We start from the raw sequence: 19683 nt of genomic DNA, 5'->3' as shown, positions 1-19683 counted from the left end.
GTTCTCTCCGGTCGGTCGCTTCTGCGTTGATATCAGCATGGCGAAGACACGGGGGCGAAAAGAAAAAGCGTGGGAGGATCGCTCCCCCCACGCCATTTTTACAGATACTGGAATGGATACCGGATCAGAAGCTGGCGCGAACGCCAGCATAGACGCGGCGACCAAACGTATCCAGGATCGTACGACGATATTCGCTGTTGGCATTCTCGATGCGGGTTGCATCAAGGATGTTAACAGCCTCCAGGAACACGGAGTAATTGTCGTCGATATTGTAGCTGGCCGAGGCGTCGAGCTGGCCGAACGCCTCACCAAACTCCGGATTGCCGCCACGGCCGCTGGCCGTGATCAGGTACTTGGAACGCCAGTTATACGAGGCGCGGATGCTGAACTTCTCATCCTCGTAATAGCCGGACAGGTTGTAGCTGTTCTTGGACAGGCCAGGGAAGCTCAGCCCTTCACCGGTGAAGCGGTCCGTCCCCTCGTAGCCACTATCCTTGGAGTAGGTGTAGTTGGCGATCATACCCATATTGTTGAACGGGGCCGGCAGGAAATCGAAGCCATATTGAACACCGGCTTCCAGGCCATTGACCGTCACTTTTTCCGAGCCATTGGTGGGCACAACCACCGCATAGGTGATGCCGTCCACCACTTCCGGAACCGTGGTGTTCTGGATGAAGGAACCGATTTCCTTGCGGAAATAGGTTGCCGACAGGAAGCTGGTCCGGTTGATGTAATATTCAAAACCAGCGTCATACTGCGTGGCTTCGAACGGCTGCAGGTCCGGGTTGCCACGCGAGCCGGTGAAACCGACGGCGTCCAGCGAACGACGCGGGGCCAACTGCTGCGGGGTCGGACGAGCCAGCACCTTGGTTGCCGTCAGACGGCCCTGCAGCTCGTTCGGGATGATGTCGAACTTCAGGTTCAGGGCCGGCAGGTACTTGGTATATTCACCAGAATATTCCACCGGATCATAGCGCACCACACCGCCGGTCTGGGTGGTCTGGCTATAGCCCGACGATACGGTCTTGGTGTTCACGGCGCGGACACCGGCAACGCCGGACACCGGGATACCGATATCGAACTCAAACGCAGCCTGGACATAGCCAGCGAGGTTCTTGTCGACGACCTTCCAGGTCTCCAGGTAAGACGGGTTGTTGTACGGATCGACCAGGCCGATCGCGTTCACAACATCGTCACCCAGATTCAGCCAGTACGGGATGCTGGGGTTGAAGCCGAGCGTACCGGTCTTGAAGAACTTCACATCGCCCAGCGTGGCGTTGTTGTTCACAATCTGCTGGATGCGCGGCAGGTCCGCCGGATTGGTGATGCCGTTGATGATATTGTCGGAGGTGTAGAAACGGCTGTCGGCGGTGAGGCGACGAACCTGCACACCGGCCTTCAGCGCGGTCAGGAAGCCTTCGTCGAACTTATATTCGGCGTCGAACTTGCCATCCCACTCATCCTGGTCATTGTAGCGCGGACGCCAGCGGGCGTTGAGCTGATCAATGCCATCGGCCTTGGTCGGATCGAACGACACGCGGATATCCGGCGCCTGCTCCTTGTTGTTGTAGTCAACGATCAGACGGTCGAAGCCGATAACGTCGGCGACGGCGTTGATTTCGTTGTTAAAGGCGCGGGCATGGGCATAGGAACCACGGGCCGACAGGGTCAGATTGTCGGTTGCTTCCCACTTGCCCGACAGGGACGTGTTCCACTGGGTGCGGGTCAGGCTGCCCAGGATATTACGGTAGGTTGCTGCCAACTGCTGGCCGGGAGCGGCGGCCGGATTGTTGGTGAATTCGATATGGGAGACAGTGTTATCCGGCCCGACAGTCGTGTTGGCGCTGTCGATGATCACGCCGCTGCCGGTGGTGGAAAGCTGGAAGAACTGGGAGTCCACATCCTGCTTGCCGCGGGAATAATTGCCTTCCAGCGCCAGATTGAACCGATCGGTCGGACGCCATTCGGCGATGCCGTTCAGCGCGATACGCTCGGTTTCCAGACGGTTGATGGCATAGCGCGGAATATCGGGCGCGAACTCACGCACGCCATCACCATTCTGGTCAGCGATCTGACGCCAGCCGGTGGTACGGGCTTCGTGGTTGGAAATGTTGCGGTTCTCATACGTGGCGCCCAGCAACACGCCGATCGTGCCGTTGGCAAGCTGGGTGGCGCCGATGATGGCAGCCTTCGGATCGGTCTTTTCAGACGTCTCGCCCCAGATACCCTGCAAAGAGCCGGCAATGAACGGCTCATCGCTGTCGAACGGACGGCGCGTGATAATGCGCACGGTGCCGCCAAGACCGCCTTCGGTCATATCAGGCGTAACCGACTTCACGACTTCCAGGCGATTGACGAATTCAACCGGCATATCGCGGAAATCGACGTCGCGGCCGCCGCCGACCGTGGTCGACAGGGCAGAGGTGCCGTTGACTTCAACGCGGTTCAGGGACGGGTCTGCACCACGGATGCTGACCGTGGAGCCCTCACCGGCGTTGCGCGAAATCTGCACACCGGTGACGCGCTGAAGCGCCTCGCCGATATTCTTGTCCGGGAACTTGCCGATATCTTCTGCCGAGATGGCGTCCAGCACCTGGGTGGCGTCGCGCTTGGCGCTCAACGCCTGCTCCAGCGAACGGCGGATGCCGGTAACGATAATTTCGTCAAGCGATTCAACTTCGCCACTATCGGCCGGCGGCGGGTTCGACTGCGCAAGTGCGGGGGTGGCACCCAGCAGAAGGACGACGCTGCCAATCGCCAGGGCGGTGGACGAAACACTGTTACGCAGGCGCTGGCGGCGCTGGAACTCAACACTTCCCATGATTCTCTCCCATATCTTCGTCTGTCGTCACGGGGGACAGACAGGCCGACGGGCACGCAGGCACCGTCGGCATCAGGACTGCTATTTTTCAAAGATGATTTGGCAAAGCCCATGCAGGGGGAAACCACCTGCCTTGCACCTGCCGGGCTGTCGCCCTCCCTCATTTTGGTTTCATATTTTGGGATAACATTCCATATTATGTTTCTTGTGTCAAGGTTATTGCACTGATCTGTTTAGGTGGAACTTCATCCAGGTGTATTTCACCTAAAGCGTTTACCGATATTTGCCGGCGAAAAGGGCCAGTCGCCAAAAATATGATTTTTAATCATGTAGATAAAAGAAAAAGCCCTGCCGAATTAGGGCAGGGCTTTATAGTTAATATTGTATTAAAGTGAGCATACGGATGGCGAGTATTATCCATCCGATATAAAAGGTCAGCGTTGCTCTTTGGGCACACCCTGGGTTTCGGTCGACACGAGATGAGTATCATCGGTTCTCTCGATCCCGAGCCCTGGTGTTATGTCGGTTTTATCAATCCGATTGGGATTGTCCGGATCACTGAAAAGATTCCCCGGCTTGGCCTCATGGGATGGCGGCAGGGTCGCGTTGCTTTCTGCCCGTGCGCCGTCCTGAACCTTTTGCTGGGCAATTTCGTTTCGGGCCTGTTCCCAATGCTGGGCTTCCCGCCCCAGGGGGCGCCCTTCGCGCTCCCATATCTCATGGGCACGTTGGCGGATACGGTCATTATCCAGCATGGCATCCTCCTGCTTTATTCCATTTGCCGATGCAAAGGGAACGCAGCAGGAGGGGGGTGGTTCCGGGAAAGGGAACGGGTCAGTCCGGCGCGCGCAGGTCCAGAACCACTGGCGTATGATCGGAGGCTTTCTCCTGCCCGCGCGGACCCTTGTCGATCTCGCACGCCACCAGCCGGTCAGCCGCCTGTGGAGATAGCAGGAAATGATCGATGCGCAGGCCCATGTCGCGCGGCCAGGCGCCGGCCTGGTAATCCCAGAAACTATAGGCGCGGGTAAGGCCCGGATGCAGGGCCCGGAATGCCTCTGTGTAACCCAGCGCCAGGATTTCCTGGAATTTCAGCCGTGTTTCCTGTCGGAACAGCGCGTCTTCCGCCCATCCCACCGGATCATAGACATCGGCAGGGGCGGGGATGACATTATAGTCGCCGCCCAGCACAACCGGCATGCCACTTTCCAGCAGGGTGGCGGCGTGCAGGCGCAGCCGTTCCATCCAGCGCAGCTTGTAGGGATATTTTTCCGTCCCCACCGGATTGCCGTTTGGCAGATAGAGGCTTGCGACCCGGATGCCGCCAACGGTGGCCTCTACATAACGGGCCTGCTTATCCTCCGGCTCACCGGGTAGGCGGGTAATGATGTCTTCTGCCGGTAGCTTGGACAGAAGGGCGACGCCATTATAGCTTTTCTGCCCCACCGCCTGGACGTGATAGCCCAGTTCCTCGAATGCGGCCGTGGGGAACGAGGCCGTCTCGCTTTTGATTTCCTGAAAAAGCACGATATCGGGGCTGGTGGCCCCCAGCCAGCCGGTGACATTGGCGAGCCGGGCTTTGACGGAATTGACGTTCCAGGTGGCGATCTTCAAGGCATCGTCTTTCAGGCGTGCGGGGCGTTATTAAAGCGAAAAGGAGCTGCCGCAGCCGCAGGAGGAAGCGGCGTTGGGGTTGGCGACCTTGAAGTAACTTCCCATCAGATCTTCCACAAAATCCACTTCCGCCCCGGCCAGCAGGTCCAACGAGGTGTCATCCACCACCATGCGCGCACCGTCGCGGGTGAACAGATGGTCATCCTCGTTCACATTATTGTCGAAGCTGAACCCATATTGGAAGCCGGAGCAGCCGCCGCCGGAAACCGTCAGGCGCAGCATCTGGTTGGGATCACCTTCCATTGTCGCCAGCTTGATGATGCGGGCGGCAGCACTGGCGGACAGGGTCATGGCCCGTCCATCGGCGGGCGGATTGGCCGCGGGCGCATTGGGGGCGGGGGAAATCGACATGGCGGACGATCCTTGATCCGTTAACGTCTGGACAAACGCTTACACCCTATGTAAGCGCCCATGACCCGCTCGTCAAAGCGGGGATCGCGCCGAGGGAGGGTGCAGGAAGATGCGCTGGAACCAACTTCTGTCCCGTCAGCGTCTGGCGAAGCCCGGCCGCGATCCGGAATTGCCCTATCGCAGCGCGTTTGAGATCGATATTGACCGCATCACATTCTCCACCAGCTTCCGGCGCCTGTCGGACAAGCAGCAGGTGCATGGCATTGGTGGGTCGGATTATGTGCGCTCCCGCCTGACCCATTCGATGGAGGCAGCGCGGGTTGGTCGATCCTTGGGCAGTTGGGCCGGGGCGGAGATCATTGCCCGCTATGGTCAGGATGCCGTGCCGGCCACGCCCTTCGATATCGGTAATATCGTGGCCGCTGCCGCGTTGGCCCATGATCTGGGTACCCCCTGCTTTGCCCATACCGGGGAAGACATCATCTCCGACTGGTTCAAGGGCAGCACGCTGGGCGCGCGTATCCTGGACGGCCTTGACGGGCAGCAATGTAACGAGTTGCGGAATTTCGAGGGCAATGCCCAGGGTTTCCGGGTGCTGACGCGCCTGCAGGGCTGGCGCGCCACCGGTGGGCTGCAACTGACCGCCGCCACCTTGGGCGCCTATGGAAAATATCCGTGGAGCGCACCGGCCACGGCGGGGGAGGCGCGGCCGCATAAGCGCAAATATGGCTTCTTCGGGTCGGAAACTGCCCTGATGGCCGATGTGGCGACAGAGTTGGGACTGCTGCCCATCGGCCGCGATGCCTGGTGCCGCCATCCGCTGGCCTATCTGGTGGAGGCCGCGGATGATGCCTGCTATTCCATCGTCGATATTGAGGATGCGGTGAAGATGCGCATGCTCTCCTTCACCGATGCGGAGGAGTTGCTGGAGCCGCTGATCGAATGGGACCGGGCCGAATATGATGCCATTGATGGCGAGGATCGGCGGCTGATCTACCTGCGCGCCCGCGCCATTGACCGGCTGGTTCAGGATGCCGGCATCGCCTTCCAGGAGAAGCTGGCCGATATCATGGAAGGGCGGCCCGTTGGCCCGCTGCTTAACATGATTGAGCGCAAGGACGCCCTGAAAGATATTTCCGAGGTCAGCTATACCCGCATCTATCGCGGCCAGCAGCGGTGCGAAACCGATATCGTCGCCGCCCGCACGGTGACCATCCTGCTGGAAGCCTATGGCGAAGCGATGCTGGCGCGGGAGGCGACGGGGCCGGAGGGTGATCTGCCGCGCCGCTTCGCCTCCCTGCTGGAAACGGTGCCCGATATCCACGCCATCCCCTATGACCGGGCCGGCTGGGTACGTGCCTTGCTGGATTATATCGCTGGCATGACGGACCGTTTTGCCATTCGGCAGGCGCAATTAATCGCCGGATAATCATTCTGCCACATTCCCGCCCTCTCATTCCTACACTGTCCGTAGCGGATTGATCGGTGTAGGGTGCGGGGCAATATCCGTCGGTGCCCCTCGCGGTTCGCCGTTGGCCTTTTCGTGCGCATACCAAAGTCAAGCCTGGAAAAATGAACGTCTTCAAAGATTTCGAAGCCAAGATCCTCACGGCGCTGGAACAGATGGTGGCGGCGGGTGACCTGCCCGCCGGGCTTGATTTCGCCCGAATCACGGTGGAGCCGCCGCGCGATCCCAGCCATGGTGACGTGTCCACCAATGCCGCCATGATCCTGGCCAAGCCGGCCGGCAAGCCGCCGCGTGCCATTGCCGATGCGCTGGTCGCCCGGTTGAAGGGCATGGAAGCGGTGGTGGATGCCGGTGTGGCCGGCCCCGGCTTCGTCAATCTGCGTATTGCGCCGGCCTTCTGGCAGTCCCGCATGGCCGATATCCTGAAGGCCGGCTTGGCTTATGGTGCGAGCACGGTGGGGCAGGGCCGCCGGGTGAATGTGGAATATGTTTCCGCCAACCCGACCGGACCCATGCATGTGGGCCACACCCGTGGCGCCGTGGTCGGCGACGCGCTGGCCCGCCTGCTGGACAAGGCCGGCTATAGCGTCACGCGCGAATATTACATCAATGATGCTGGCGCCCAGGTCGATGTGCTGGCCCGGTCCGCCTATCTGCGCTACCGCGAAGCGCTGGGGGAGACGGTGACGATCCCGGAAGGGCTTTATCCCGGCGACTATCTGAAGGCCGTGGGTGAGGCGCTGAAGGAAAAAGATGGCGACCGCTGGGTGAATGCGGAAGAGGGGGAGTGGCTGCCCTATTTCCGGGAATTCACCGTCGCCCGCATGATGGAAGGCATCCGCCAGGATCTGGCGCTGCTGGGAGTGCAGCATGATGTCTTCTCCTCGGAGAAGGCGGTGGTGGATGCCGGTGCTGTCGATCTGGCGCTGAAGACGCTGGAAGATCAGGGCCTGATCTATACCGGCGTGCTGGAGCCGCCCAAGGGCAAGAAGCCGGAAGATTGGGAGCCGCGCCCCCAGACCCTGTTCCGTGCCAGCCAGTTTGGCGATGATGTGGACCGCCCGCTGAAAAAGTCGGACGGGTCCTGGACCTATTTCGCCAACGACATCGCCTATCACTATGACAAGTTCCGCCGCAGTGGCGAGATGCTGATCGACGTGCTGGGCGCCGACCATGGCGGCTATGTCAAGCGCATGCAGGCCGCCGTTACCGCCATTACCGGGGGCAAGGGCGCGCTGGATGTGAAGATCTGCCAGCTCGTCAATCTGCTGGATGGCGGGCAGCCGGTGAAGATGTCCAAGCGGGCCGGGCGCTTCGTCACCCTGCGCGATATTGTGGAAGAGGTGGGCGCCGGTGTGGTCCGCTTCATCATGCTGACGCGCCGTAATGATCAGTCGCTTGATTTCGACGTCGTGAAGGTTACCGAACAGTCGAAAGAAAACCCGGTTTTCTATGTGCAGTACGCCCATGCGCGCTGCCATTCCGTGCTGCGTCATGCCAGGACGGCAGGTATCGACCTGTCCCCGTCCTTTCTGGCCAGTGCCGACCTGTCGCGCCTGGACAGCACGGCGGAACTGGACCTGATCCGCTTGATGCTGTCCTTCCCACGTATGATCGAGGCGGCGGCGGACGCGCATGAACCCCATCGCGTCGCATTCTATCTTTATGATCTGGCATCCGCTTTCCATGGCCTTTGGAACCAGGGCAAGGACGATGCCACCATGCGCTTCCTCATTGATGGGGATGAGGCGCTGACGCGGGCCCGGCTGGCGCTGGTCACGTCGGTAGCGCTGGTCATTGCGGCCGGCCTGCATGTTCTGGGTGTTGAACCCTCTGAGGAAATGCGCTGAGGCGAAAGCTCATGTCTTATTACGATGACGAGGAAGAACAGGGCCGCCCGCAGGGTGGCCAGGGGCAGCAGGGTCGCCCTGCGGGTCTGCGGGCCGATTTCCGTGCCGACCCGGGTTTGAGCCCGCGTGCGTCCTATCAGCCGCGTCAGCCACAGGATCAGGCCCCGCAGCCTGGGTACCAGCCCCCCCATGTGCCGCATGATCCCTATGCTGATCAGCCCGATCCCTATGTGGACCCGGAGCCGGTCGCCGCTGGCTATCGTGCGCCGGCCCCGGACCCTTATTACGATCCCTACACGGCGCAAGACAGCCAGTATGAGGGGTATGAGGCCGGATATGAGGAAGCGCCCCCTCGTCGTCGGGGGATCCTCAATGCCGCCATTGTCGCCGGTGGTCTGGCTGTTTTTGGCGGTATCATTTTTTACGCCTATAATCAGGGCATGCGTGCCGGGACGGAGAGTGTCGCCCCGATCCTGCGTGCCGATAACAGCCCGACCAAGATCAAGCCGGAAAATCCCGGTGGGCTGGAAGTGCCCAACCAGGACAAGCTGATCTATGATCGTTTGAACCCTGGTGCCGGTGAAGGCGGGCAGGTGGAGCGACTGTTGCCGCCGCCCGAAGCACCGATGCAGCGCCCGCAGGCTGAACCTGCCTTGCCGCCGGAATTGCCGGAGGATGGAGGCATGCCGATGGCGGAAGCGGGTGAAGCGCAGGTTACGGCCAGTGCCCCGCCGCAGCCGCTTTATCCGCCGCCTCAGCAGCCGGCTGCGGTACCACAGCAGCAGCAGCCGGCCTATCAGCCGACAACGCCTGCGGCACCGCCGCCGCAATACCAGCCGCAGCAGCAGGCACCGGCGGCCGCACCGCCCGTGCAGCAGACCCGGCCGCAGCAGCAACCGCAACCGCAGAACCTGACGCCCCCGCCCGCGGCCGCACGGCCGACGCCTGCGCCGGCCCCCGTTCCGGCGGCCCCCCCGCCTGCCGCCGCAACCACGGCGCCCAAGCCCACGACAGGTACGGTGCGTGTGCAGGTGGCGGCTGTGGATGCGGAAGGAAAAGCGGCAGCAGAATGGGGACGCTTGCAGCGCAAGTTCCCTGAACTGGCTGGTCTTTCCATGCGGACCGTCCGTGCCGATCTGGGCGCCAAGGGCATCTTCTACCGGATCCAGGGTGGTCCGGTGGACGAAGCGCGGGCCAAGCAGATTTGTGCCGCGCTGGCGGCGCAGGGGGCTGGTTGTGTCCTCGTCCGATAAGCCCCTTTCCGCCGGGTCCCAGGGTCAGGCCCCCCTGGCCCTGGTTCTGGGGTGCGAAGGGACGGTATTGTCGACGGCGGAAAAGGCATTTTTCCATGCCGCCAACCCGTTTGGCTTTATTCTTTTCCGCCGCAATATTGCTGACCCGGCCCAGGTTCGGGCGCTGGTTGCCGATCTGCGGGGTGCGGTCGGTCGGGAAGCCCCTGTCCTGATTGATCAGGAAGGGGGAAGGGTGGCGCGGTTGCGTGCACCCCATTGGCCGGAACTGCCGGCGGCCGGCCATGTCGGCGCCCTCGGGCCCGCAGCGCCGCGAGCCGCGTGGTTGCATGGAAGATTGCTGGCGGCGATGCTGTCCGATCTGGGGATCGACGTGGATTGCGCCCCGGTGGCCGATGTGCCGGTATCTGGTGCGCATGATGTGATCGGGGACCGGGCCTTTGCCGGTGATCCAACCCGCGTTGCCCTGCTGGCGGGTGAACAGGCCAAGGGTCTGTTGGCCGGTGGCGTGCTGCCGGTGGTCAAGCATCTTCCCGGCCATGGCCGGGCCTTTGCGGACAGCCATAAGGAATTGCCGGTGGTGACGGCCCCGCTGGCAGAATTGCAGGCTTGGGATTTCGCTCCCTTCAAGGCCCTGTCAGGCCTGCCCTTGGCGATGGTGGCGCATATCATCTACACCGCCATTGATGCCGATCATCCATCCAGCACCTCTGCCCGGATCATCAAGGATATCGTGCGGGGAGAAATCGGCTTCGACGGCCTGTTGTTCAGCGACGATCTGTCGATGCAGGCCCTGTCCGGCACGCTGGGGCAGCGTACGGCTGCCGTTCTGGCTGCTGGCTGCGATGTCGCCCTGCATTGCAATGGCGTGATGGCAGAGATGGAAGATGCTGTCGCCCATGCGCGGCCCATGGGCATGACGGCCCTTGAACGATGGGAGATTGCGACGGCCTGCCGGGCTTCCCATCTGGAACAGGCGGATGTCGCGGCCCTTCGCCGCGAATTCGATCTGATCCTTGCTGGAAGGATGGCATAGGCCACCATGCCCGATATTGAGAATGTTCTGCTGCAGATTTCCATCATGGCGCTGCCGGCCCTGTTGGCGATCACGCTGCACGAGGCCGCCCACGGTTATGCCGCCCTGCGTTTTGGCGATCACACGGCCAAGCGGGAAGGGCGGTTGAGCCTGAATCCGCTGCGCCATATCGACCCGCTGGGCACCGTCATCCTGCCCATCACCATGTTCGTGCTGTCCGGCTTCATGTTCGGCTGGGCTAAGCCGGTGCCGGTGGATTTCCGTAATCTGCGCAATCCCCGCCGCGACATGGTGTGGGTGGCGCTGGCCGGTCCGGGCGTGAATATCGCGCTGGCGCTGGTCTCTGCCCTTCTGCTCCATACTGCCAGCATGATGCCGGGCTTCATGTCGGAATGGTGGGCCAATAACCTGACGGTTTCTTTGCAATTCAACGTCTTGCTGGCCCTTTTTAATATGATACCTCTGCCGCCGCTGGATGGCGGCCGTGTGGCCGTGGGTCTGTTGCCCGATGCGCTGGCCTTTCCGCTGGCGCGGCTGGAACGGTATGGCATGCTGATCCTGCTGGCTTTTGTGTTCCTGATCCCGTTCGTGTCGGGGCAGTTGGGCTATTCCTTCCATCCCCTGGCAATGGTCCTGCTGCCGGCGGTCGATTTCGTGGTCGATTTGATCGCCCGCATTACCGGTTTGATAGGCTGAGTTTCTGGGGGGCATGATGGCAGAGGGCATGGCCACCGCCGGGGACGAGGCGGTGGACGAAGCGCTGCTGCTGGATATTGACGGTTATGAAGGACCGATTGACCTTTTGCTGTCGCTTGCCCGCGACCAGAAGGTGGATCTGACCCGCATTTCCATCCTGCAGCTTGCCGAACAATATCTGGCTTTCGTGGCGGAGGCCCGGCGCCTGCGGCTGGAACTGGCGGCGGATTATCTGGTGATGGCAGCGTGGCTCGCCTACCTGAAATCCCGCCTGCTTCTGCCAGACCCGCAGCCCGATGAACCATCGGCTGAGATGCTGGCGGCGGCCCTGACCTTGCAGCTTCAGCGGCTGGAGGCGATGCAGGCGGCGGCGGCCCGGCTGCTGGCCCAGCCCCGGCTGGGGCGAGACCGATTTGCGCGCGGCGCGCCGGAGGATTTGCCGATCTTTGCCAAAAGCCGACATGATCTGGGCCTTTACGACCTGTTGAAAGCCTATGGCGATATTGGCAGCCGGCAGGCGCGTGTCACGCCTTTCACCATCCCGGTGACGGAGCTTTACTCAATCGAGGAAGCGGTGGCGCGGCTGGAAGCCATGCTGGGCAAGCTGCCGGACTGGTCGCATCTGGATGCGCTGTTGCCGGCCGGCTGGCGCGGACGGGGCGTGAAGGCACGGTCGCTGCTGGCCAGCAGCTTTGTGGCCGCACTGGAACTGGCTAAGGCCGGGCAATTGGAATTGCGCCAGGAAGGGGCCTATGCGCCAATCTTCCTGCGGGCGCGACGGGGTGAGGGATGAGCGATCTTTTTGACAGTGATTTCCAGCTTGTCCGTCTGCTGGAAGCAATCCTGTTCGCTTCTGCCGATCCGGTGCCGGAGGGCGTGCTGCAATCCCGCGTCGGTGCTGTGCCGGTGCGGCCCCTGCTGGCCCAGCTTGAAAATCTCTACCGCCATCGCGGTGTCAATCTGGTGGCGTCGGGAGGTCGGTGGGCCTTCCGCACAGCAGCGGATCTGGGGGACAAGCTGCGGGTGGAGATTGAGGTGACCGCCAAGCTGTCCCGCGCGGCGGTGGAGACCCTGTCCATCATTGCCTATCACCAGCCCGTGACGCGGGCGGAGATTGAGGCGATCCGCGGTGTTGCCACATCCAAAGGCACATTGGATATCCTGATGGAAGCCGGCTGGGTGCAGCCTGGCCGGCGGCGGGAAACACCGGGCCGGCCGCTGACCTGGATCACCACCCCGCATTTCCTGGACCATTTCGGCCTTGGTTCGCTGCGCGACCTGCCAGGGGTGGATGATCTGCGTGCCGCCGGCCTTCTGGACCGTGCGGCCCCGATGCCCAGCCTGCCGGGACTGGGGACGGGGGAAGGGTAAGCATCGGTACAAGCCATTTCTTACGCAGGCGGAATTTCTGAAACCTGATGTCGGCATTGGGCATAATCCTTCGTCCTTGGATCAGGCAGGAAGGAGATGACCCATGCTGTACGCCATTCTCTGTTACGACAATGAAGATATCGTCACCGCCTGGACGCAGGAGGAGGACGATGCCGTCATCGCCAAATTGTCAGTGGTGACGGAAAAGCTGCAACAGGCCGGCCGTCTGGGCCCGGTTTTCCGCCTGCTGCCCACGACGGCGGCCACGACCGTGCGCAAGGGCAAGGACGCGCTGGTCATTGACGGCCCGTTTGCAGAGACGAAAGAGCAGTTGCTGGGCGTCTATATCGTGGATTGCGAGGATCTGGAGGAGGCGGTGGAAACCGCCAAGGATCTCGCCCGCGCCAGCAGCAGCCATGGTTGTTATGAATTGCGGCCCTTATCGCTCTATCTGCCCCAGGCGCCGGCGGCGCCATGACCGATCTGGTCTGGATCGATCACGCCCTGGTCGGTGCCCGCCCACAGGTCGTGGGGGCGCTCCTGCGCTATTTCCGCGACCTGGACATGGCGGAGGAAGCCTATCAGGAGGCTTGCCTGCGTGCCCTGTCCCATTGGCCACGCAATGGCCCGCCGCGCGACCCGGCGGCGTGGCTGATCATGGTGGGGCGCAATGTGACGCTGGATCAAGTGCGCCGCACCAGCCGGCAGCAGCCATTGCCCGATGAGGACAGCCTGTCGGACCTGGAGGATGCCGAGGGGCCGATGGCGGAAAGGCTGGATGCCGGGGAATATCGCGATGATGTGCTGCGGCTGCTGTTCATCTGCTGCCATCCGGAATTACCAGCCACGCAGCAGATTGCCTTGGCGCTGCGCATCGTCTGTGGCCTGACCGTACCCCAGATTGCCCGCGCCTTCCTGGTGGGCGACAGCGCCATGGAACAGCGCATCACCCGCGCCAAGGCCCGCATCAGTGCCGACCGTCTGCCGTTCGAGCCGCCGGGTGCCGTAGAGCGGCTTGAGCGGCTGGGCGTGGTCGCCGCCATGCTTTATCTGCTGTTTAATGAAGGCTATTCCGCCACAGGGGAGGCGGTGGCTGACCGCCTGCCTTTCTGCGATGAGGCCATAAGGCTGGTGCGATTGCTGCTGCGCCTGTTCCCGGCAGAGCCGGAGATCATGGGCCTGCTGGCCCTGATGCTGCTTCAGCATGCCCGCCACCCGGCACGCTTTGATGCGGCGGGTAATATCGTGCTGCTGGAAGATCAGGACCGGAGCCGGTGGAACCCGTCCATGATCGCGGAAGGTATGGCCTTGATCGACAAGGCTTTCCGCCATCACCGGCCGGGCAGCTATCAACTCCAGGCCGCCATCGCAGCCCTGCACGCGCGGGCACGACGGGCCCAGGATACGGACTGGACGCAGATCGACCTGTTCTATGCCTCGCTTGAACAGGCCGAACCATCCCCCATCGTCACGCTCAACCGGTCGGTTGTGCTGGCCAAGGTCAAGGGGCCGGAAGCGGCGCTGGCGTTGATTGAACCGCTGGCGACGCGCCTGGATGGCTATTTCCATTATCATGGCGCCCGCGGTGCCTATCTGCGTCAGCTTGGCCGGCTGAGGGAGGCGCGGGTGGCGTTTGACCGTGCCATCGCCTGCGCCCGTACAGCGGCGGAGGCCGCCCATATCCGCCAGCATCTGGACCTGCTGGAGCAGAAAGCCGGACTGGCTGATTAATTCTTATCGAGCGTGTCGGTTCTATCCCTTGCCGGTCGTCCTTGGGGCACAGGGCCTATCGTGACTGTTCACGCCATAGAGGGAGAGCATCCATGTCAGACCAGCAGAAAGTTCCCTTAAACAGCGGGGTCATTCCCCATATCGTTGTGAGCGACGCCAGCGCGGCAGCGGAGTTCTATAAGCGGGCCTTCGGCGCCGAAGAGGTGCTGCGGATGCCGGCGCAGGATGGAAAAAAGCTGATGCACTGCCATCTTTCCATCAATGGCGGGTCATTGATGCTGTGCGATGCCTTTCCCGAATTTGGCTATCCGCTGCAAGCCCCGCAAAGCTTCACCCTGCACCTGCATGTGGCGGATGTGGATGCCTGGTGGGACAGGGCTGTGGCCGCCGGGGCGGAAGTGGTGATGAAGCTGGAGCAGCAGTTCTGGGGTGACCGGTATGGTCAGGTCCGCGATCCGTTCGGCGTGACCTGGTCCCTGGCCAGCACGCCTGCTTAATGCCAGGGGCATGAAATCTTGACCGTTGGTCAATCTTTCCTGCGCCTCAATCGCCGGCGCCAGCATCCGCTGGTTTGGCTACGCTGCCGAGCCAGTTCCCGGTGAGTGCTACTCACCGGGGACTGGTAAAACAGGCTGTTCCAGCCGTTTGGCTGCCCTGCATTCGCAGGTGCAGTATGGTGGTTGACAGAAGGGCCGGCGCCGATCATATCTCAACCACCTATGAAAGAAGATTTGATCGGCGCCGCACATGCGGACGCAACCGCCACCGCCCCTTCAGGCCCCGTGACGGACAAGAAGCCGGGTGGCGGCAACGTCATCCCTTTCCAACGATATAACGAATTCGGCTCCCGCTGGCCTGTTCCGGGCGAGGCGGAAATCCTGGTTGTGCCTTTGGGCGGCCTTGGTCGCATTGGCATGAACTGGACCCTCTATGGCCATGCCGGCGCCTGGATACTGGTGGATGCCGGTATCTCCTTCCCCGATGAGGGGCATGAGGGTGTGGACGCCATTGTCCCCGATCCGGGCTTCCTCGCCCCGATCCAGGATCGGCTGCTGGGCCTTGTCATCACGCACGCCCATGAAGACCATATCGGTGCTATCGACCGGTTATGGCCGCATGCGCTGAATGCCCCCATCTGGGCCACGCCTTTCGCGCTGGGGATGATTTCCCGCCGGCTGGCGGAGCAGGACACGCTGGATGCGGTGACGCTGAACCGGTTTGATGTCGGCTCCAGCTTCAGCATCGGCCCCTTCGCCATCGAGACGGTGCGCCTGACCCACTCCGTGCCGGAGCCGGTGGCCCTGGCCGTGACGACGACGGCTGGCACCGTGCTGCATACCGGCGACTGGAAGTTCGACCCGGAGCCGATGATCGGCCAGCCGACGGATTTCGACAAGCTGCGCCGCATTGGTGATGCCGGTGTGCTGGCCATGCTGTGCGACAGTACCAATGCGCACAAGGATTTGCCGGTCACCTCCGAAGGGCAGGTGCGTCAGGCATTCCAGAAACTGTTCGCCACCCGTAAGGGGCAGATTGCCATCTGCTGCTTTGCCACCAATGTTGCCCGCGTTGCTTCGGCAGCCGTGGCCGCGGTTGGGGCTGGCCGCAAGGTGGCGCTCGCCGGTCGCTCCATGCGCAATTCCGAGGCGGTGGCCCGGTCGCTGGGCCTGCTGGAGGGTGTGCCGGAATTCCTGTCGGAGCCGTCGCATCTGCGCGGTTTGGACCGCAAGGAAGTGGCCATGATCTGCACCGGCGGTCAGGGTGAGGAACGGGCGGCATTGGCCCGCCTCGCCCGCGGCGACCGTCGTTTCCCGTCCTTCGGGGCTGGTGATACGGTCGTGATCTCCGCCCGCGTCATTCCCGGTAATGAGGAGGCGGTCGATAAGGTCGTTTCCCAGTTGCGGGCGCGCGGCGTGGAAGTGCTGATGGGGCACGAGTTGATGGGCGGCATGCCGCTGCATGTCTCCGGCCATCCTGGCGCCAATGAGCTGAGGGAGCTTTATGCCCTGGTGCGGCCGCGCTTTGCCCTGCCGGTCCATGGCACGGAAATGCACCTGACCGCCCATGCGCGTCTGGCCCGCGCTGCGGGCTGCGAGGCGGCCCTGGTGACGGAAGAAGCGGAACTGATCCGCCTGTCCCCTGCTGGGGCGCGGGTCATGGGCCGTGTGGATGCGCCGCTTTTGCACTTGCAGTCGGACGAGAATGGCGACCGGGTACCTTACCGGCCTCAGATCGCGCTGGCCTGATTGGCCGGCGGCTGGTTGGTGTTGTGGGGCAGGGGTGGCATTATGGTGCCACCCTGTTCCGCGTCGCCCGCAAATCCAGTACATAGGCCAGGGTCGCCCCCATCCGTTCCACCCGCAGCAATTCCTTTCCGGCCGGTGCGTCGGCGCAGGCATGGCGGGTGAAGGAAATATAAAAATCGGCGCCGCCCTTGCCATCCGGCGGTGCCTGCCAGCGGGGCGGCAGGTAATAGAGCGCTGATTCCGAAGGACCGCAGATGCGGACCCGGTAAGGCCAAGCCAAAGCTGGGGAGCCTTCCTCCGTCACAATCCGGTCACGCAGACGGGAAGCGGCTTCCGAGAGGGCCGTGCCCCAATAATCCAATTCGAACCGGTCCTTGGCGCCTGATACTCCACCTGCCAAGCTATTATACCAGATCGCTTCATAGGGGTGCAGGCGGACCATGACCGACCCCTGCCAGCCAGCCCAGAGGGCCAGTAGCCCGGCCAGCGCGGCCTTTGTCTCGCGTGTCCGCCCCTGTAAACGCCCTTCCATGACCGCGACAGCCTTGTCCAGCCCCAGGGCGGCGGCGACGGTCAGCATTGGCATGATGAACAGCAGATGGCGGATACCGTCATAAAGCACGGCGCCAGTTATGATGACGACCAGTGGCGGCAGCAGGATAAAGGCGGCGAGGCCGGTGCGCTCCGGTGTCAGGGCCGCACTTTTTTCCCGTATCAGGGCCCGGCCGCCCAGCACCAGCGCTGCGGCCAAGCCCAGAAGGGTCACTTCGGGCAGTTTGACGGCGAAGGCTGTCGGCACATACCACCAGGGCAGGTCGGTGGTAACCAGCGTCTGGCCTGCGAACAGGAAGCTGAACCGCAGCGGGAAATGGGAAAAGCTGGCCAATGCCTCAAATGGTCGGGTGAAGGGGGCCATCTGTGCCCAGGGCCAGGCGGCGATCATGACCATCCAGGCCAGCAGGAAAGCCGGCAGCAGCCGCGCCGCTGCACCAAGCCCCTGGCGTCCGCCATCGGACAGTCCTTCCAGCCTGCAGCGCTGATACAGCCAGACCAGGGCGCCGATGGCCAGGGGCATGAACAGGATGACCCCGCCTACCCTTATGCCCAACGCACAGCCAACAGCCAGCCCATAGCCGAACAACGCCCCCGCCGATGGCCGCGGCAGTTCCCGCAGCAGGCGGATCTGCGCCAGCCCGGCCCAGGCGGCGGCGGTGGCAAAGGGTATATCCTTGGGATTGGCAAAGGCCTGCCCCATCCATTCCGGTGTCAGCAACAGCAGCAGGATGGCCAAAGCCCCGGCACGGGGGCCTGCCAGCGCGCGGGCTTGACGGTGGACCGCGATCAAACCCAAGACCCCGATCAGGCCGCCAATCAGCCGGCGACTTTCATAGATATCGAAGGGCAGCGCGATCCCCGCCAGGGAGACGAGGACATCATAGAGCGCGCCATAGAGATAGAGATTCTGGAAGGTGAGAACCGACTGGTCTTTGCCCATGGACAAATACCAGTCCAACGCCCGCCAGCCATTTTCCAGGTGCAGCGGTTCATCCCAGGTGATGCCGTAATGTTTGAAACTGACGGCAACCAGCAGCAACGCCGCAATCACCAGCCATTGGGACACACCGTCCCAGAAATGACCGGATGACACGCGGCGCGCCTTGTTTTCGGTGATGGTCACGGGTGGCGTGGTCAAGAGGCGCAGGAACGGAATTCTGTCACCGGCGGCTGGCTGTTATTTTCAGCCCGTGCCTCCTCGGCCGGGAAACCGATCTGTTCAGCCACCAGATAAAGCGGACGCCGCTTCACTTCAGTGAAAACGCGGCCCAGATAATCCCCAAGCACACCAAGGCAAATCAATTGCACGCCCCCCAGGAACAGCGTCGCCAGCATCAAAGAGGCATAGCCCGGCACGTCGATGCCAAACAATAACGTCTTTACCAGAATAACCGTGCCATAAAGCACTGCGATCAACGCCACGGCAAGCCCTAGCCAGGACCAGACGCGCAGGGGTAGCGTGGAGAAAGAGACGATACCATCCAGGGCGAAGCGGAACAGGCGCCAGGGGCTGAAACTGGTTTCCCCGGCATGGCGCGCCGCCGTGTCAAATGGGACGGCCACCTGGCGGAAACCAACCCAGCTATAAAGCCCTTTCATGAACCGCGTCCGCTCGTCCATCTGGTTCAGCACATCAATGACGGCGCGATCCATCAGGCGGAAATCACCGGCATCGCGGGGCAGGGGTACCTCCGACATACTGTCCAGCAGGGAATAGAAGCGGCGGGTAAACCAACGCCGCAGGGGCGGGTCTGTATCCCGGCTGCGGCGGACGCCATAGACCACCTGCGCGCCGGCCTGCCATTGGGCGTAAAATTCCTCGATCACTTCTGGCGGGTGCTGGAGATCGCTGTCCATCAGCACGACCGCCCGCCCAGAGGCGTGGCGCAGGCCGGCTGTCATGGCCATTTCCTTACCGAAATTCCGGCTGAAACGCACAGCGCGGACACGCGGATTGGCCACCTGGGTGGCCTGCAGAACGGCCCAGGTGTCATCGCGTGATCCATCATCAACGCATACGACTTCATAAGGTACACCCAACTTCTCCAGCACCGGCTGCAACCGGGCGAATAAAGGCTGGATGTTGGCCGCCTCGTTGAACATGGGCAGCACAATGGAAAGGACGGTGGCCTCGTTCTGCGGGCGCAGGGTCACCGGACGGATGCTGTCAAATGAGGGCGGCACCATAAACCAAATCCTCGGACGGATGCCCGCCAATTTAGCGCGGGCGCTGATTGTTATTCGCCGTTCGATCCTAAGCTGCAAGTGAAGAGTAAATGGTTAATTTTTGCCTATGCGGACGTATGGGGAAAAGCGCTTCTCAGAAGTGGGGATTACACCTCTGAACAGGTGTCGGGCGCCTGTCATAGACCGTTCTACGGCCAGGCGGATGGGGGGTAGGTCGAGTGAAATATGCTTAATAGTCTGTTAATTCAAGGATTGGTGCCACATTCATGACAATAACGCTTGGGATTATCGGGGCTATCCACTGATCCATACGGTAGTGAAGGTGATCGTCTCCCGGTTTTAAGACCGATATGTGACTGAAGGACCGGAGGTCATATTTCCGAACCTATCCGTCCATATGACGATTGATTGATCGGATGTAACTTAATCGTGTCTGCAATCCGATCA

The 19683-nt window shown here is 62.1% G+C and carries 17 protein-coding genes; 11 read left to right on the top strand and 6 right to left on the bottom strand.

Going from position 1 to position 19683, the window contains the following annotated elements; translation table 11 throughout:
* Positions 1-124: 124 nt before the first annotated feature.
* The 4 genes from G473_RS0119430 to erpA form a co-directional block, all read right to left on the bottom strand.
* Positions 125-2821 (bottom strand): TonB-dependent receptor, encoded by a 2697-nt coding sequence (locus G473_RS0119430; protein WP_051330493.1) that lies wholly within the window; start codon positions 2819-2821, stop codon positions 125-127.
* Between the two features lie 434 nt (positions 2822-3255).
* A complete protein-coding gene (locus G473_RS27935; RefSeq protein ID WP_035708379.1) occupies positions 3256-3576 on the bottom strand; it encodes a DUF2934 domain-containing protein in 321 nt (106 codons plus the stop codon).
* 79 nt (positions 3577-3655) lie between these two features.
* Positions 3656-4435, bottom strand: a complete 780-nt coding sequence (gene xth, locus G473_RS0119420) for an exodeoxyribonuclease III (RefSeq protein ID WP_029014467.1) — start codon at positions 4433-4435, stop codon at positions 3656-3658.
* A 30-nt stretch (positions 4436-4465) separates the two neighbouring features.
* A complete protein-coding gene (gene erpA, locus G473_RS0119415) occupies positions 4466-4846 on the bottom strand; it encodes an iron-sulfur cluster insertion protein ErpA (RefSeq protein ID WP_084438375.1) in 381 nt (126 codons plus the stop codon).
* A 109-nt stretch (positions 4847-4955) separates the two neighbouring features.
* Here erpA and dgt point away from each other — a divergent pair, with 109 nt between their 5' ends.
* From dgt to G473_RS27915, 11 genes are all read left to right on the top strand, one after another.
* Positions 4956-6275 carry a dGTP triphosphohydrolase gene (gene dgt, locus G473_RS0119410; RefSeq protein ID WP_029014465.1) on the top strand — a complete coding sequence of 440 codons (1320 nt, stop codon included), beginning with the start codon at positions 4956-4958 and terminating at the stop codon, positions 6273-6275.
* 143 nt (positions 6276-6418) lie between these two features.
* Positions 6419-8164: an arginine--tRNA ligase gene (gene argS, locus G473_RS0119405; RefSeq protein WP_029014464.1), complete on the top strand. Its 1746-nt coding sequence runs from the start codon at positions 6419-6421 to the stop codon at positions 8162-8164.
* Positions 8165-8175: 11 nt separating this feature from the next.
* On the top strand, positions 8176-9417 hold the full coding sequence (locus G473_RS30460) for an SPOR domain-containing protein (RefSeq protein WP_051330492.1): 1242 nt from the start codon (positions 8176-8178) through the stop codon (positions 9415-9417).
* Positions 9401-10450, top strand: coding sequence for a beta-N-acetylhexosaminidase (gene nagZ, locus G473_RS27925; RefSeq protein ID WP_051330578.1), 1050 nt, complete (start codon positions 9401-9403; stop codon positions 10448-10450). The genes G473_RS30460 and nagZ overlap by 17 nt, the downstream gene beginning before the upstream one ends.
* A gap of 6 nt (positions 10451-10456) precedes the next feature.
* A complete protein-coding gene (locus G473_RS0119390) occupies positions 10457-11146 on the top strand; it encodes a site-2 protease family protein (protein WP_029014463.1) in 690 nt (229 codons plus the stop codon).
* A gap of 28 nt (positions 11147-11174) precedes the next feature.
* Entirely contained in the window at positions 11175-11939 is a 765-nt protein-coding gene (locus G473_RS0119385) for a segregation and condensation protein A (protein WP_035708689.1), read from the top strand.
* The gene (gene scpB / locus G473_RS27920; RefSeq protein WP_035708377.1) at positions 11936-12517 is read left to right on the top strand and encodes an SMC-Scp complex subunit ScpB; all 582 of its coding nucleotides are present in this window, start codon (positions 11936-11938) and stop codon (positions 12515-12517) included. Before G473_RS0119385 ends, scpB begins: the two co-directional genes overlap by 4 nt.
* Before the next feature lie 103 nt (positions 12518-12620).
* A complete protein-coding gene (locus G473_RS0119375) occupies positions 12621-12995 on the top strand; it encodes a YciI family protein (RefSeq protein WP_029014461.1) in 375 nt (124 codons plus the stop codon).
* Positions 12992-14248, top strand: a complete 1257-nt coding sequence (locus G473_RS0119370) for an RNA polymerase sigma factor (RefSeq protein ID WP_029014460.1) — start codon at positions 12992-12994, stop codon at positions 14246-14248. Before G473_RS0119375 ends, G473_RS0119370 begins: the two co-directional genes overlap by 4 nt.
* 92 nt (positions 14249-14340) lie before the next feature.
* Positions 14341-14745 carry a VOC family protein gene (locus tag G473_RS0119365; protein WP_029014459.1) on the top strand — a complete coding sequence of 135 codons (405 nt, stop codon included), beginning with the start codon at positions 14341-14343 and terminating at the stop codon, positions 14743-14745.
* Positions 14746-14979: 234 nt separating this feature from the next.
* Positions 14980-16494: a ribonuclease J gene (locus G473_RS27915; protein WP_161631015.1), complete on the top strand. Its 1515-nt coding sequence runs from the start codon at positions 14980-14982 to the stop codon at positions 16492-16494.
* 40 nt (positions 16495-16534) lie between these two features.
* Here G473_RS27915 and G473_RS27910 read toward each other — a convergent pair whose 3' ends face one another.
* Complete coding sequence (locus G473_RS27910) at positions 16535-18172, bottom strand: glycosyltransferase family 39 protein (RefSeq protein WP_154667489.1); 1638 nt, start codon at positions 18170-18172, stop codon at positions 16535-16537.
* Between the two features lie 11 nt (positions 18173-18183).
* On the bottom strand, positions 18184-19236 hold the full coding sequence (locus G473_RS27905; RefSeq protein ID WP_051330489.1) for a glycosyltransferase family 2 protein: 1053 nt from the start codon (positions 19234-19236) through the stop codon (positions 18184-18186).
* Between the last annotated feature and the right edge of the window lie 447 nt (positions 19237-19683).

Source organism: Niveispirillum irakense DSM 11586 (assembly GCF_000429645.1).
Taxonomy (GTDB): Bacteria; Pseudomonadota; Alphaproteobacteria; order Azospirillales; family Azospirillaceae; genus Niveispirillum; species Niveispirillum irakense.
Note: the sequence above shows the minus strand (reverse complement) of the source record. Positions and strands in the feature narration are given on the sequence as shown.